The sequence below is a fragment of the Candidatus Pelagibacter sp. PS_40 genome, assembly GCF_059417765.1.
The window spans coordinates 421224-434023 of sequence record NZ_CM182064.1 but is presented as its reverse complement, the minus strand read 5'-3'; the positions used below and the strand labels follow the sequence as shown (position 1 = coordinate 434023).

At 30.2% G+C, this 12800-nt stretch carries 17 protein-coding genes and 1 tRNA gene; 5 read left to right on the top strand and 13 right to left on the bottom strand.

Annotated elements, in window-relative coordinates; all coding sequences use genetic code 11:
• The 4 genes from clpX to AC5SLW_RS02330 all read right to left on the bottom strand — a co-directional run bounded on the left by clpX (window position 1) and on the right by AC5SLW_RS02330 (window position 3538).
• Window positions 1–1269 carry an ATP-dependent Clp protease ATP-binding subunit ClpX gene (gene clpX, locus AC5SLW_RS02345; RefSeq protein ID WP_006997038.1) on the bottom strand — a complete coding sequence of 423 codons (1269 nt, stop codon included), beginning with the start codon at window positions 1267–1269 and terminating at the stop codon, window positions 1–3.
• A gap of 91 nt (window positions 1270–1360) precedes the next feature.
• Window positions 1361–1972 carry an ATP-dependent Clp endopeptidase proteolytic subunit ClpP gene (gene clpP, locus AC5SLW_RS02340; protein WP_006997039.1) on the bottom strand — a complete coding sequence of 204 codons (612 nt, stop codon included), beginning with the start codon at window positions 1970–1972 and terminating at the stop codon, window positions 1361–1363.
• Window positions 1973–2003: 31 nt separating this feature from the next.
• A complete protein-coding gene (tig, locus tag AC5SLW_RS02335) occupies window positions 2004–3437 on the bottom strand; it encodes a trigger factor (protein WP_018414055.1) in 1434 nt (477 codons plus the stop codon).
• A gap of 16 nt (window positions 3438–3453) precedes the next feature.
• Window positions 3454–3538, bottom strand: a tRNA-Leu gene (locus AC5SLW_RS02330).
• A gap of 101 nt (window positions 3539–3639) precedes the next feature.
• Between AC5SLW_RS02330 and AC5SLW_RS02325 the strand changes: the two genes are divergently transcribed.
• From AC5SLW_RS02325 to AC5SLW_RS02315, 3 genes are read left to right on the top strand one after another with little or no spacing between them, the layout of a single operon-like run.
• Entirely contained in the window at window positions 3640–3891 is a 252-nt protein-coding gene (locus tag AC5SLW_RS02325; RefSeq protein ID WP_018414054.1) for a DUF1289 domain-containing protein, read from the top strand.
• Window positions 3884–4054 (top strand): hypothetical protein, encoded by a 171-nt coding sequence (locus AC5SLW_RS02320; RefSeq protein WP_006997042.1) that lies wholly within the window; start codon window positions 3884–3886, stop codon window positions 4052–4054. The genes AC5SLW_RS02325 and AC5SLW_RS02320 overlap by 8 nt, the downstream gene beginning before the upstream one ends.
• Window positions 4041–4475: a hypothetical protein gene (locus AC5SLW_RS02315; protein ID WP_494575594.1), complete on the top strand. Its 435-nt coding sequence runs from the start codon at window positions 4041–4043 to the stop codon at window positions 4473–4475. The genes AC5SLW_RS02320 and AC5SLW_RS02315 overlap by 14 nt, the downstream gene beginning before the upstream one ends.
• Here the strand turns inward: AC5SLW_RS02315 and AC5SLW_RS02310 are convergent.
• Window positions 4472–4609 (bottom strand): hypothetical protein, encoded by a 138-nt coding sequence (locus AC5SLW_RS02310; RefSeq protein ID WP_018414052.1) that lies wholly within the window; start codon window positions 4607–4609, stop codon window positions 4472–4474. The genes AC5SLW_RS02315 and AC5SLW_RS02310 overlap by 4 nt on opposite strands.
• 18 nt (window positions 4610–4627) lie before the next feature.
• A complete protein-coding gene (locus tag AC5SLW_RS02305; RefSeq protein WP_018414051.1) occupies window positions 4628–5179 on the bottom strand; it encodes a histidine phosphatase family protein in 552 nt (183 codons plus the stop codon).
• 2 nt (window positions 5180–5181) lie between these two features.
• Here AC5SLW_RS02305 and AC5SLW_RS02300 point away from each other — a divergent pair, with 2 nt between their 5' ends.
• The gene (locus AC5SLW_RS02300) at window positions 5182–5856 is read left to right on the top strand and encodes a uracil-DNA glycosylase (protein ID WP_484013828.1); all 675 of its coding nucleotides are present in this window, start codon (window positions 5182–5184) and stop codon (window positions 5854–5856) included.
• Here the strand turns inward: AC5SLW_RS02300 and AC5SLW_RS02295 are convergent.
• A complete protein-coding gene (locus AC5SLW_RS02295; RefSeq protein ID WP_018414049.1) occupies window positions 5849–6274 on the bottom strand; it encodes a YbgC/FadM family acyl-CoA thioesterase in 426 nt (141 codons plus the stop codon). The genes AC5SLW_RS02300 and AC5SLW_RS02295 overlap by 8 nt on opposite strands.
• A gap of 57 nt (window positions 6275–6331) precedes the next feature.
• Between AC5SLW_RS02295 and AC5SLW_RS02290 the strand changes: the two genes are divergently transcribed.
• Window positions 6332–6469, top strand: coding sequence for a hypothetical protein (locus AC5SLW_RS02290; protein ID WP_018414048.1), 138 nt, complete (start codon window positions 6332–6334; stop codon window positions 6467–6469).
• Window positions 6470–6471: 2 nt separating this feature from the next.
• Here the strand turns inward: AC5SLW_RS02290 and AC5SLW_RS02285 are convergent, their stop codons facing one another.
• The 6 genes from AC5SLW_RS02285 to AC5SLW_RS02260 all read right to left on the bottom strand — a co-directional run bounded on the left by AC5SLW_RS02285 (window position 6472) and on the right by AC5SLW_RS02260 (window position 12694).
• On the bottom strand, window positions 6472–7113 hold the full coding sequence (locus tag AC5SLW_RS02285; RefSeq protein WP_006997048.1) for a DUF3047 domain-containing protein: 642 nt from the start codon (window positions 7111–7113) through the stop codon (window positions 6472–6474).
• Between the two features lie 201 nt (window positions 7114–7314).
• Window positions 7315–8061, bottom strand: a complete 747-nt coding sequence (locus AC5SLW_RS02280) for an SDR family NAD(P)-dependent oxidoreductase (RefSeq protein WP_020169333.1) — start codon at window positions 8059–8061, stop codon at window positions 7315–7317.
• 4 nt (window positions 8062–8065) lie between these two features.
• Complete coding sequence (locus AC5SLW_RS02275; RefSeq protein WP_494575590.1) at window positions 8066–9523, bottom strand: cytosine permease; 1458 nt, start codon at window positions 9521–9523, stop codon at window positions 8066–8068.
• Between the two features lie 25 nt (window positions 9524–9548).
• A complete protein-coding gene (locus AC5SLW_RS02270; protein WP_018414043.1) occupies window positions 9549–10883 on the bottom strand; it encodes a TRAP transporter large permease in 1335 nt (444 codons plus the stop codon).
• Window positions 10883–11530, bottom strand: a complete 648-nt coding sequence (locus AC5SLW_RS02265) for a TRAP transporter small permease subunit (RefSeq protein WP_034391601.1) — start codon at window positions 11528–11530, stop codon at window positions 10883–10885. Before AC5SLW_RS02265 ends, AC5SLW_RS02270 begins: the two co-directional genes overlap by 1 nt.
• A gap of 69 nt (window positions 11531–11599) precedes the next feature.
• On the bottom strand, window positions 11600–12694 hold the full coding sequence (locus tag AC5SLW_RS02260) for a TRAP transporter substrate-binding protein (protein WP_018414041.1): 1095 nt from the start codon (window positions 12692–12694) through the stop codon (window positions 11600–11602).
• Between the last annotated feature and the right edge of the window lie 106 nt (window positions 12695–12800).

The window sequence follows — 12800 nt, the reverse complement described above, 5'->3', positions numbered from 1 at the left end:
TTAGGCAGCAGAAGTTTTGTCAGTCTTTGTTTTGCTACTATTTTTTGAATGAACTATGATTGGTTGAGATAGTCCTTTGGCCGCACTAGCGTCTACAATAACTTCCTCCACATTGTCTTGACTTGGAAGATCGTACATTGTTTTTAATAAAATATTTTCTAAGATTGATCTAAGGCCTCTAGCCCCAGTTTTCTTATTAATTGCTTTTTGTGCAATCTCTTTGATCGCATTTTCTTTAAAACTTAACTTAGCTCCATCTAATTTAAATAATTCTTGGTATTGTTTAATTAGTGAGTTTTTTGGCTCTTGTAGTATTTTAACTAGAGATTTTTCATCAAGATCTTCTAATGTAGCTATCATTGGAAGTCTTCCAATAAATTCTGGGATTAAGCCATATTTTAAAAGATCTTCAGGTTCTAAAGTTTTCATCCACTCACCTGTTTTTTTATCATCTGTTTTTTTTACATTTGCACCAAATCCTATTGATGTACCCTTATCTCTTTGAGATATTATTTTATCTAAGCCAGCGAATGCTCCACCACAAATAAACAAAATGTTTGTCGTGTCTACTTGTAAAAATTCTTGTTGTGGATGCTTTCTACCTCCTTGAGGTGGAACGCTGGCCACTGTCCCTTCCATAATTTTTAATAGAGCTTGTTGCACACCTTCTCCAGACACGTCTCTAGTAATAGAGGGGTTTTCTGACTTTCTGCTAATCTTATCAACTTCGTCGATGTATACAATTCCACGTTGTGCTTTTTCAACGTTGTAATCAGCAGCTTGTAATAATTTTAAAATTATATTTTCAACATCCTCACCAACATAACCTGCTTCTGTTAAAGTGGTTGCATCTGCCATTGTGAAAGGAACGTCAAGGATTCTTGCTAGAGTTTGAGCTAATAAAGTTTTTCCACAACCAGTTGGACCAACTAAAAGAATATTTGATTTTGAAAGTTCAACTGTTTTGCTGGTTTTAGTCTCATAATTAAGTCTCTTATAATGATTATGAACAGCAACTGATAAAACTTTTTTTGCGTGAGGCTGCCCAATAACATAATCATCTAATACAGCACAAATTTCTTTAGGCGGTGGTAACCCATCTTGATGTTTAACAAATGTGTCTTTACTTTCTTCTTTGATGATATCCATGCATAGTTCAACGCATTCATCACATATAAATACGGTTGGACCTGCAATAAGTTTTCTAACTTCATGTTGGCTCTTTCCACAAAAAGAACAGTAAAGAATATTTTTATTATTTGTTGTCATATAATTTATAAACGAATCAGTATAGTTACTTTAATATAGAAGACTCATACTAATCAAGTATCAGTTTAAAGGGGTGTCAAGATGTTGTGTATTAAGATCTATTTTCAACTACTTCATCTATCAAACCAAACTCTTTTGCTGTATCTGGAGTCATAAAGTTATCACGTTCTAGTGCTTTCTTCACATCATCAACAGATTTTCCAGTATGTTTTGAATAAATCTCATTAAGTCTTTTTTTCAAGGCTAAAACTTCGTTAGCATGAATTTCAATATCTGTAGCTTGTCCTTGAAAACCAGCAGAAGGTTGGTGAACCATAATTCTAGAATTTGGCAAAGAAAATCTTTTACCTTTTTTACCTGCAGCTAATAAAAATGAACCCATTGATGCAGCTTGACCAATACATAATGTTGAAACATCTGGTTTAATGTATTGCATAGTATCATAAATTCCAAGACCTGCTGTCACTAGTCCTCCAGGACTATTGATATATAAATTGATTTCTTTTTTTGGATCCTCAGACTCTAAAAACAAAAGTTGAGCTGTAACTAAAGATGCTACGTTATCATTTATTGGTCCTACCAAAAAAATAATTCTCTCTTTGAGAAGTCTTGAATAAATATCATAAGCTCTCTCACCTTTATTTGATTGTTCAACAACCATAGGTACAAGAGTATTCATTTGATCTAATAAATTTGTTGTCATAAGTTGATTCTCTTACTTATACAACTTGTGATTACTTTTTACTAACTTTTTTTGTTGAAGGTTTTTTAGATGCTGAGGGTTTTGGTTTTTTTTCAATTTTAGTAGATTTTGAAGCTTTTTTTTCCTCAGGATGATCGTGGTCATGATTGTGGTCATGTTCATGATTATGATCTTGTTTTTGATGTTCCTTTAAAATTTTTTCTGCTTCTTCTTTGCTAATTTCTTTTTTAGATGGTTTTGCTTTAGTTTTAATTAAATCGATAATTTTTTCTTCATACACGGTTCCTCTTAAGCTAGCTAATGCTGATGGATTTTTTTGATAAAATTCCATAACCATCTTTTCTTGGCCAGGCATCATTCTAAGTTGTTTTTGAACTTCAGCTTGAACTTCTTGTTCGGTTACTTTGATTTTATTTTGTTCACCGAATTCATTTAATATCAACCCAACTTTAATTCTTTTTTTAGCGATTTCCTCAAAATTTTTTCTACTTTTTTTAGAATCTTCTTCAGTCATACCTTGAGATAAAATCTTAACTTCTTCTTCAATTAAGTTTTCTGGAATTTCATCTACTTTAAAATTTTCAATTTCTTTTAAGATTTGAGTTTTTGCCAATTTATCTAGAGAATTTTTATATTCATCATTAATTTGTTTACTAACTAATACTTTTAAATCAGCAAGATCTTTTGCACCTAAGTTTTTAGCAAAAACATCATCTATTTTTACTTCCTCTGATTTTTTTACTTCTGTAATTTTACAAATAAAATTAGCTTTCTTATTTGCGTATTCTTTTTGTGGATAATTTTCAGGCAGAGTAACGTCAACAGATTTTTCATCATTTTTTTTAACGCCGATAAGCTGCTTATCAAAGCCTTTAATAAATAAGTCCTTACCTAGAATTAATTGAGTATTTTTTCCTTCACCACCAGTAAAATCTTTTCCATCAATAGTTGCTTTGTAGTCAAAAATAACTAAATTTTCCTCTACTGCTTTAACATCTGCTGCAACTTCTTTAAAATTGTTCTGACTTTTGGCTATTTCTTTAATTCTTTTATCTGTTTCGTTTGTGTCAATTTTAACTGAATATTCATCAAATTTAATATTTTCAACAGACTTTAATTCTACCTTTGGAAGTTCTGTTATCGACATTACATATTCTAAATCTTTATCTTCACCATAGGTTTTAAGATCGAGCTTTGGTTGTCCAGCTGGCTTAATTTTATTATCTTCTAAAGCTTTAACTGATGTATCTTTAAGAACTTTATCTAGCACTTCACTAAAAATTGCTTGGCCAAATTGTCTTTTTAAAACTTCTTTAGGCACCTTGCCAGGTCTAAAACCTTTTAAGTTAACAGTTTTTTTAATTTCTTCATATTTTTCATCCATATAAGAATTCATAGTTTCTTTATCTATGAAAACTTTAATGTCTTTATTTAAACCTTTTTTATTTTCTACTGTAACTTTCATAATTTTTTAAGCTTGTTGGTAGGCGAAAAAGGACTCGAACCTTCACATCTTGCGATACTGGTTCCTAAGACCAGCGCGTCTACCAATTCCGCCATTCGCCCACAATTCTTGTGGCTTTATATAGGATAGTTTCTATTTGTCCAATGACAATAATAATGAAATATATTAATAATCAATTATATTTACTAGTAATTTAAAAAAAATGATTATTTCTCCATGTATAAGCATATGTAAAACAGATCCTCAAACAGGATATTGTTATGGATGTGCAAGAAATAATGAGGAAAAAAAAATGTGGAAAAAGCAAGAAACTACAGAAGAATGGAAAAAATCAAACTTAACAATCATTCAAACACGTCTGAGTGGCTGGCAATTAGAGAGTTTTAAAGAATCTTATGATCATAAGATTGAAAATGGAATTTCACTTTATAAAAAGAATTTAAATAATGAGTAAATCTACTTTAGCTATATTAATTTATGTTGCAGGGTTAATCTTTGGAGCATTGGTTTTAAATATATGGAGTGCAGAAACTGGACCCAAAGCTTTTATAGGGATAATTTGGACAGCAATTTTATTAATTGCACTTTTTTACGCTGATAAACATGAAAAAAAGTAAAAAAATAATTTTTTTTGTTAGCTTTTCAGTCTTATTAGTAAGCTTCCAGACATTTGCTTTATCTGAAATTATGTATTTAACAGGCTGTAAGAATTTAAAAGATGGTTTTATTAAAAATGAATATATTTTAGATTTAGAAAAGTCTTTAATGAAGAGAAATTATATTTATGACAGTAAAACTTTTAAAAAATATAAATCTACTGATCTTAGTGTTAAACAAGAAAATTTAATTGAAAGATTTATCTATGAAGATGAGAACTTAATACTAACAGACAAAATTGGTTACCCACAATTTTATACCCAACTAGTCTTTGAAAAAAATAAACCATTAATAAAAATCAAAACAGTCATAAATGGAGAGCAAGGTATCTCAAAAATTTCAACATGTGATAAAGTGGAAGTTTTCGTAAAAGAAAGTTAAGATTTTTTACTTTTCTTATTTACTTTACTTGTAAAATTTATTTTTTTTGAACCAAATCTACTATTAGTTATATTGCTTCTATGTTTAGCATAAGCCTGTTTTTGAGCTAACTTCATGGCTTTTTTAGATGACATTTTATTAGTTTATATTTTTTAAAAATTTTGTCGAGCAAGAACATCAAAATTTTTATCTGAAATGATTATCTCTCCAGAAGAAGGTGAAATGTTTAGTACTTCTTGAATTGTTACATAATGTGTAACTAACACTAAATTGTTATCACCGTTCCATTCGTTAATATATTTTTTTAAATCATAAATTTGTTTATTTTTATTACTTGCAAATTTTGCACTGAAAAATGAATTTAAAAAACTTTTTGTTTCATATTTATCAAAAGCATGTTGAGCTGTTTGTTTGCATCTACACCACTCACTTGATAACACCTTATCAATTTTAATATTATTTTCTGAAAAAAACTTCCCAATGTTTTTAGATTGTTCAATACCCTCTATACTTAAATTTCGTTGAGTTTCACATTTTAATATATCAAAATCTAACGGATCACCTCCACCTGGTGCAATTGCATGTCTTATAAATATTAATTTTTTACCTTCTTTTAACAAACTTTGTATTTCATCATTTGAATTTGCTTTTACTGAAATATTGAAAGATAAAAGTATTAATAAAAAAAATTTTATAAGTTTCATATATGAGTATAAAATTCAAAAAATTAAATAATTCAATAGTTAAATGTAAAAGTTGTCCTAGGTTAATTGCATTTAGTAAAAAAATTTCTATAGAAAAAAGAAAACAAAATATGAAAGATACTTATTGGGCTAAACCAGTTACGGGATTTGGTGATATTAAAGCTAAACTATTAATTGTAGGTCTGGCGCCTGCAGCTCACGGGGGTACTAGAACAGGCAGAGCGTTCACTGGAGATAAATCTGGAGATTTTCTTTTTAACTGTTTATTTAAAGCTAACATATCGAATATATCAACTTCTACGCATATTGATGATGGTTTAAAATTAAATAAAACCTATATTACAAATATTCTTAAATGTGTCCCTCCAGAAGATAAACCTTTAAAAAATGAATTATCCAACTGTTCAACATTTTTTAAAAATGAATTGACCTTATTAAAAAATTTAAAAGTTATTATAGCATTAGGTAAAGTTTCATTTGATAATTGTATAGAATTTTATAAAAAAAATTATCATTTTGATAAAAAATTAATCTTCATTCACGGTGTAAAATATTTATTACCTGATAATAAAATTCTAATTCCTAGTTATCACCCTAGTCCAAGAAATGTTAATAGAAAAATAATTAATACACAAAAAATGGTAAGCTTGTTAAAGAAGGCTAAGAAAATTATTTAATTTTTATACTATCGCAAAAATAAGGTTTAAAAACTTTAAAAATGTCCTCTGGAACTTTTATAGGTTTTCCATTTTTATCTACAAAAACTAAATGTACTTTTGCCTCAACAATTAATTCGTCATCTCTAGAAATAAATTGTGACATAAAAAAAGAAGTTTTTGTAATAGATTTAACAAAGGATCTAATTTTTAACTCGTCTTCAAGATAAGAGGGTTTTTTGTACTCAATGTTACAAGATTTAACAACAATTAAGGCTCCATAATCTTCTTTAATTTTTTTATTATTAAATCCGATTGTAAACAATGCTTCTGTTCTTGCTCTTTCAAGAAACTTCAAATAGTTTGCATAATAAACAACTCCACCTGCATCAGTGTCTTCATAATAAACCTTTATATTGTGAAAAAAATTTTCGTGCATGAATTTATACTATCAAAAATAAATATTTTTAGCATCAAACTAAGATATAATATAACAATGAAAGTTTATATTATTTGGCTTTTAGGTGTAATTGCTTGGAATTATTTGGTCCCTAATGCTGCACCCATTGAAGATGTAATTGTTGCAGTACTTTTATCTTTTTTAAGTATTGGTCTTAAAAAAATATTTAAATAATCTTATTCAGCTGAAAAATAAATATCTTGATAATAAGAGATAGCTTTTAATTTCGAATTATCAGTGTCAGTCATTATAGCTATACCTGAAATTTCTGTAACATCAATTTCATGAAGTTTCTTAAAATCTTTTTGCACATTTGCTTTAACAGTAACCCATGTATTTTTGTTATTTTTTGTAGTTGAGAGAACATAATCAATAGATTTTTTTGTATATGGACTTGGCCAATATTTTCCAACATCATTATTACTTGAAAAAACATAATTAATTGCCCTGTTAGATAATGGTGTAGAACCTGTTTTTTTTATTACAAAAACTCTAGCAGCATAATCGTGCCCTTTTTTACTATTTTCAATAATTCCAGATAAATCTTTCTCAACTTTCCATGTAATATTAATAATAGGAGTTTTATTAAGATCAATTCTAATTTCTTTTCCCAAGCCTGACCCAACACCTTCAGCCTCTGCTCTTATAAAGTTACCATTTTCGTTAGACCCAACAGCCCAGCTGGTCTCTCCTTTAACTTTTTTAACTTTTAATGTATTTAGCTCATCGTTAGTAAAATCGAAAACGTAAACATTTTCAGCTAACAAAGGTTTTGTTATTAAAAATAAATATCCTAATAATATTAAAAAAAATTTCATCAGTCTGAGGGTATATCTAAATTTAATTTTAAAACAATATTTGAACACACTTTAAGCATTAAATTATCAATATTGGATACTATATAAATAGGATGAAATTAATTTCTATATTTGTTTTATTAATATATTGGTCCATAATTCTACTGGCACCAGTTATTTCTAAAGAAAGTAAGTCTCTTAATGTTGATTCTAAAGTGCTAGTTAGTAAGTAGAGCGACCACCACTAATATCAAAAACAGCTGCTGTTGAAAATGAGTTTTCTTCTGAAGCTAGCCAACAAATTAATGAAGTAAACTCTTCTATCTCTAAAAATCTACCTCTAGGAACCTTAGAAAGCATTCTGGCAACATGTTCTTTTGACATTTGATCAAGAATTCTTGTTTTTGCTCCAGCTGGGGTAACAGCGTTTACCGCTATATTTTTATCAGCCAGTTCTTTACCTAGTGATTTAGTTAAACCAATAGCTCCTGCTTTAGCTGAACTGTAGGCACTAGCATTAGCGTTACCATCCTTGCCAGCTACAGATGCAACATTGATGATTCTACCATAATTATTTTTAATCATATTGGGCACAACACACTTGCAACAATTAAAAGTCCCCATTAAATTAATTTGTACTATTTTATTCCACTCATCAACATCATAATCCCATAGAGAGGATGTCGAACCTGTAATACCAGCATTATTAATTAAAATATCAATGTTCGTAGATTTTGTTATTTCATCTACAGTTTCTTTAACATTTTTATAATTAGAAACATCAACAACTTTATAAGACAGATTTGGGTTGTTTAGTTCTTGAGTAGCTTTTTTAAGTTCATTTTCATCTATATCCCAAATAATAGTTTTAACACCTGAGCTTAAAAATCTTTTTGCTATATCAAGACCAAAACCTTGAGCTCCACCTGTGATAATTGCTGTTCTATTATTTAAATCAAACTGATGCATTAGTTTATTTACTAGCTAAAAGATAATAAGTCAAAGATGATACAAATGCTCCAATGATCCAAGAATAAGAGTGAAAACTCATTAAACTTTCATTCCAGATAGTTGAGGCTGCAAAAATAAAACCTAAAACTAAAGAGTAGATAGCTTTCAAATGCCAGCCATTAGAATAAAAATACATGCCCTTGTCGTCTAAAGAAAAAATCTCATTGTTATTTAAGTTAGTTTTTTTTAATAGATAATAATCAACAACCATAACACCAAATAATGGGCCAAAAAAAGAACCAAGGGTATCTACAAATGCTAATATTCCAATCTGACTTAATAATGGTAACCAAAGCATACCAATAATAAAACCAATAACAGTAATAACAATAGCAGATTTTTTTAAATCAAGAGTTTGAGGAAAAAAATTCAGTAATGAATTTTGAGCTGGAACATAATTTGCTATTAAATTTGTTGATGCAGATGCAAAAACAATAAAAAATAAGACAATCACAGTTAACTGAGAATTGTCAATTTTACCAATGATATCTGTAGGATTTGTTAAAATTCTTTCCATGAGTTCTAAATTTTTGTTTAGAAAAATATCCGATCCAATGACTATAAAAACTGCAAAGAAAGAAAAAATTATCAAATTTAATATTAAGCTTAAGTTTCCTTTTTTTAATTCACTCTCATTCTTTACATATCTACTAAAGTCACCATAGTTGACAATAACTACTGAAAAATAAGCAAATAAAGTTGCTGCCACAGTAATCAATGGAGCAACATTGCTACTATTTAAAATGTTTTGTATCGAAAAAATATCAACAAATGCAGCAGAAGTAACCTTAACATCATAAAGAAAAACTGTTAAAAAAAATATAAGCATTCCTGAATAAACGGTAATCGCAGAAACTTTTATTATAAGTCTATTAAACTGATGGCTTTTACTAAATAAAAAAGCTTGTAATAAAATTGCAAAAACAAATGCTATCCAATCAATTAAATTTAAACCAAAAACAAATACTAAAAAAATATCCTGATCTAAAAGTGAACTATCAATAGAATATAAGGTTATTCTAATTAAGTAGCTAAAAAGTTTTGATAAAAAATATGTTTGAATTCCAAACATGAAAATTCCAACCAATCCTCTTAATAGAGCAAAATATTTAGCTCCTTTTATTCCAATCGAGGTTCTTAAAATTACTGGAAAAGGAAGTCCATATTTTTGAGATGGTTTACCAATTAAATTTGCAAAGAAATAAACAAATACTGAAGCAATTAAACTTCCAGTTAAAACTACAAAAACATTTAATTCATAAACTAAATAAAGTGAGGCAATTAAAGAAAAAGCAATCAAACTTTGTATATTATTTGCCCAAAAATAAAACAGATCTTTCCAATTCCAATTTTTATCATTTGGATTAACTGCAACTAATTCCCAGTTAATTAGAGTATTTTTTGATTTGATCTGATTCACTAAAACTATAATAAACTAATAAGTTCTACTGTCCATATAGATAGGTTGGTAACCATAAAGCTATTTGTGGGAAGATTATTATTAAAATCAATCCTATAATTTGAATTACCATAAATTGCATCATGCCGTAGTAAATATCTTTAAGATCCCACTCTGGAACAACACCTTTAAGAAAATATGCTGATAAGGCGACTGGTGGTGAGAGCCAGGCTGTCTGGAGATTGACTGCAACAAGTATTGCAAACCAAGTTAAATTAAAACCAAGTGCTTCTACTAAGGGCAATATGATTGGAACTATTATCATTACGATTGGTACCCATTCTAGAGGCCAACCTAAAAGAAAAATTATAACCATAATCATTGCAAGAATTAAGTATCTGTTCATCTCTAGACCAAGTAAAAATTCCGTTAGAAGCATGGGTGTTCCAAGTCTTGAAAATACAGCTCCAAAGAAGTTAGATGCAGCAACTAAAACCATAATTAATGCTGCTATTTCTAATGTTTTAACAAGAGAGTCTTGTAATTTTTTGAAAGTTAATTTTCTATAAGCTAAAGCTAAAAGTAAAGATCCCATAGCTCCACACCCTGCAGCCTCTGTTGGTGTTGCAAATCCAAACAAGATACTTCCAAGAGCAGCAAATACTAATGCTGCAGGTGGAACTAATCCTAAGAAAAATTCAACCCAAACTTCTTTCATACTTGTTGCTCTTAATTCTTTTGGTAATACGGGTCCTAAACTTGGATCTATCCAACATCTAATTGTTGTGTATGCCGCATAAAGAGTTGCAAGCAATACACCTGGTATTATTGCTGCAGCGAACAAATCTGTTACAGGAATTTCCATTATTGGACCCATCACAACAAGCATAATGCTAGGTGGGATTAAAATTCCAAGTGTACCACCAGCAGTAATAGTTCCAGCTGCTAATCTCACATTATATCCTGACTTATTCATTGATTTTGCAGCCATGATCCCAAGAATGGTAACGGATGCACCAACAATTCCGGTTGCTGCAGCAAAAACTACAGAAACGAAAAGCACAGCATAATAAAGTGAGCCTCTTACTTTAGCTAACATGAGTTGGAAAGCTGAGAATAATCTTTCCATTAATCCAGCTTGCTCCATCATAATTCCCATAAAGACAAAGAGGGGAACTGCAGCAAGTGTTTGCTCTGTCATGACCATAGAAAACTGCAAGGTCATTAAATAGAATACTAATTTACCAAATCCCAAATAACCAAATACAAAACCTAAGAAAATTAAGGTAAATGAAATTGGAAAACCTACAAAAATTGAAAAAAGCATTACTCCTATAAGAATAAATCCTAATAAAGCAGGATCCATAAATTCAGCTAACATTATTTCTCCTCTCCAGGCCACTTACCTTTAGTAGCTGCCCAATAACTTTTAAATAATTCCGATATCCCTTGAACAATCAAAAGAATAATTCCGACAAACAAACAAGCTTTAATTGGCCACATATAAGGCATCCATGCTGTGTCCATACCCTTTTCACCTCTCATGATAGACTCTTGAAGAAAGCCAGTTGACATGTAAAGAAATACACTTAGTCCTGGAAAATAAAATATTAGGTAAAGCCAAAAATCTATTCTTCCTTGATTTTTGGTTTTAAAATTTCTGTATAAAAAGTCTGCTCTAATATGAACACCTTTTGAAAGTGCATAACCAGCTCCCAACATAAATAAGGCTCCATACATAAATCTACTCATGTCATAAGCCCACATAGTCGGTGCATTGAAAAGTTTTCTGGCTAAAACTTCATAAACCATTGCAAATATTAACGGTATAGTAATCCAGCAAACTGTGTTGCCAACCCATTTATTAAATAAATCAATTTTTGTAATTGCTAATGCCATCCACTTAGGCATATTTCTTGGCATTTTACCTGAACCACCTCTTCTTTCAGCAATCATTTCATCTGAAATATCTAGTTTCATAGGCTTTATAGATTTAAGAGGTTTTTTAGATTTGTGGTTTCTTGGCATAAATATTTAAAAAAAAACTAAAGCGGATCGTAAAATCCGCTCTAGTTATATTTATTTTTTATCTAAATACTACTTTAAAGTAGCTGCGTGAGCCATTCCTAGCTTAGCATTAGACATTTGAGATCCAGACCAGAAAGGAACTGCAATATCAGCAAACGCTTTTTGAGAGTCCCAAACTTCTTTAAAGAATTTGTTCTCATTAGCATTTTTTTCTAGACTTGCTTTTGCAGCAGCCATATATGCTGGGAAATAATCTGCTGGAGTATCATGTAAAATCACACCGTGTTTTCCAGTCAACTCAGCAAGAGCTTTTCCGTTTTCATATATTCTGTAACTCATAGATTTTGATAGAGATGCATTCGCAGCAACTTCTAAAGCTTTTTTCTCTAAAGCAGACATCTTTTTATACTTAGATCCTGTAATGTAGAAATCAGCATTTACTACTACTTGGTGAAGACCTTGTAGATAGTAATGTTTTAGAACTTTCTGGAAACCGAATGTCATGTCTGGCTTAGGACAACACCATTCAGCAGCATCAATTGTTCCTGCTTCAAGTGCTGGTAAAATATCTCCACCACCCATTGCAACAGAAGCTACACCAATGTCTTTATAAGTTTGGCCAGGAATTCCCGGAGGAGTTCTAAACTTGTACTTTCTAAAGTCGGCCATGCTATTAATTGGCTCTTTGAACCAACCTAAAGCTTCAGGTCCTACTGGTTGTAACATAAATCCTTTGATGTCTCTTCCCATCTCAGACCATAGTTGGTCGTAAAGTTCTTTACCACCACCATATTGGAACCAAGATAAAAAAGCGATGTTATCGATACCAACACCTGCACCTGCTACTGGCGAACCAAATAACATAGCTGCTGGGTGATCGCCTGACCAATAGTGAGTCCAAGCAAAACCACAATCGATTAATCCTTTATCAACTGCATCTAAAGTTTCTTTTACACCTACTACAGATCCAGCTGGCATAATTTCGAACTTAAGCGATCCACCAGTTAATTCTGTTACTGTATCAGTGAAGTCTTTCAACATTACCACTTCATCAGCTTTTGAACTAATTACTGTTTGACACTTAAGAGTTTGTGCAGATGCACCCGTTACTGTCATTACAGTAAGTAGAAGCGATCCAACAAACAAAGATATGATTTTTTTCATATTTATATTTCCTCTTGTTGTGTGTTGTGTTTTTTTATAAAAAAACTACTTTTTCAAAAATAAAAAAATAAAACAAGTCTTAATATTAGAAAAATACTAATTATAA

Excerpts from the sequence above, each read along its gene's own strand:
- clpX (WP_006997038.1), bottom strand. The coding sequence starts at position 1,269 with ATGACAACAAATAATAAAAATATTCTTTACTGTTCTTTTTGTGGAAAG.
- clpP (WP_006997039.1), bottom strand. The coding sequence starts at position 1,972 with ATGACAACAAATTTATTAGATCAAATGAATACTCTTGTACCTATGGTT.
- tig (WP_018414055.1), bottom strand. The coding sequence starts at position 3,437 with ATGAAAGTTACAGTAGAAAATAAAAAAGGTTTAAATAAAGACATTAAA.
- AC5SLW_RS02325 (WP_018414054.1), top strand. The coding sequence starts at position 3,640 with ATGATTATTTCTCCATGTATAAGCATATGTAAAACAGATCCTCAAACA.
- AC5SLW_RS02320 (WP_006997042.1), top strand. The coding sequence starts at position 3,884 with ATGAGTAAATCTACTTTAGCTATATTAATTTATGTTGCAGGGTTAATC.
- AC5SLW_RS02315 (WP_494575594.1), top strand. The coding sequence starts at position 4,041 with ATGAAAAAAAGTAAAAAAATAATTTTTTTTGTTAGCTTTTCAGTCTTA.
- AC5SLW_RS02310 (WP_018414052.1), bottom strand. The coding sequence starts at position 4,609 with ATGTCATCTAAAAAAGCCATGAAGTTAGCTCAAAAACAGGCTTATGCT.
- AC5SLW_RS02305 (WP_018414051.1), bottom strand. The coding sequence starts at position 5,179 with ATGAAACTTATAAAATTTTTTTTATTAATACTTTTATCTTTCAATATT.
- AC5SLW_RS02300 (WP_484013828.1), top strand. The coding sequence starts at position 5,182 with ATGAGTATAAAATTCAAAAAATTAAATAATTCAATAGTTAAATGTAAA.
- AC5SLW_RS02295 (WP_018414049.1), bottom strand. The coding sequence starts at position 6,274 with ATGCACGAAAATTTTTTTCACAATATAAAGGTTTATTATGAAGACACT.
- AC5SLW_RS02290 (WP_018414048.1), top strand. The coding sequence starts at position 6,332 with ATGAAAGTTTATATTATTTGGCTTTTAGGTGTAATTGCTTGGAATTAT.
- AC5SLW_RS02285 (WP_006997048.1), bottom strand. The coding sequence starts at position 7,113 with ATGAAATTTTTTTTAATATTATTAGGATATTTATTTTTAATAACAAAA.
- AC5SLW_RS02280 (WP_020169333.1), bottom strand. The coding sequence starts at position 8,061 with ATGCATCAGTTTGATTTAAATAATAGAACAGCAATTATCACAGGTGGA.
- AC5SLW_RS02270 (WP_018414043.1), bottom strand. The coding sequence starts at position 10,883 with ATGTTAGCTGAATTTATGGATCCTGCTTTATTAGGATTTATTCTTATA.
- AC5SLW_RS02265 (WP_034391601.1), bottom strand. The coding sequence starts at position 11,530 with ATGCCAAGAAACCACAAATCTAAAAAACCTCTTAAATCTATAAAGCCT.
- AC5SLW_RS02260 (WP_018414041.1), bottom strand. The coding sequence starts at position 12,694 with ATGAAAAAAATCATATCTTTGTTTGTTGGATCGCTTCTACTTACTGTA.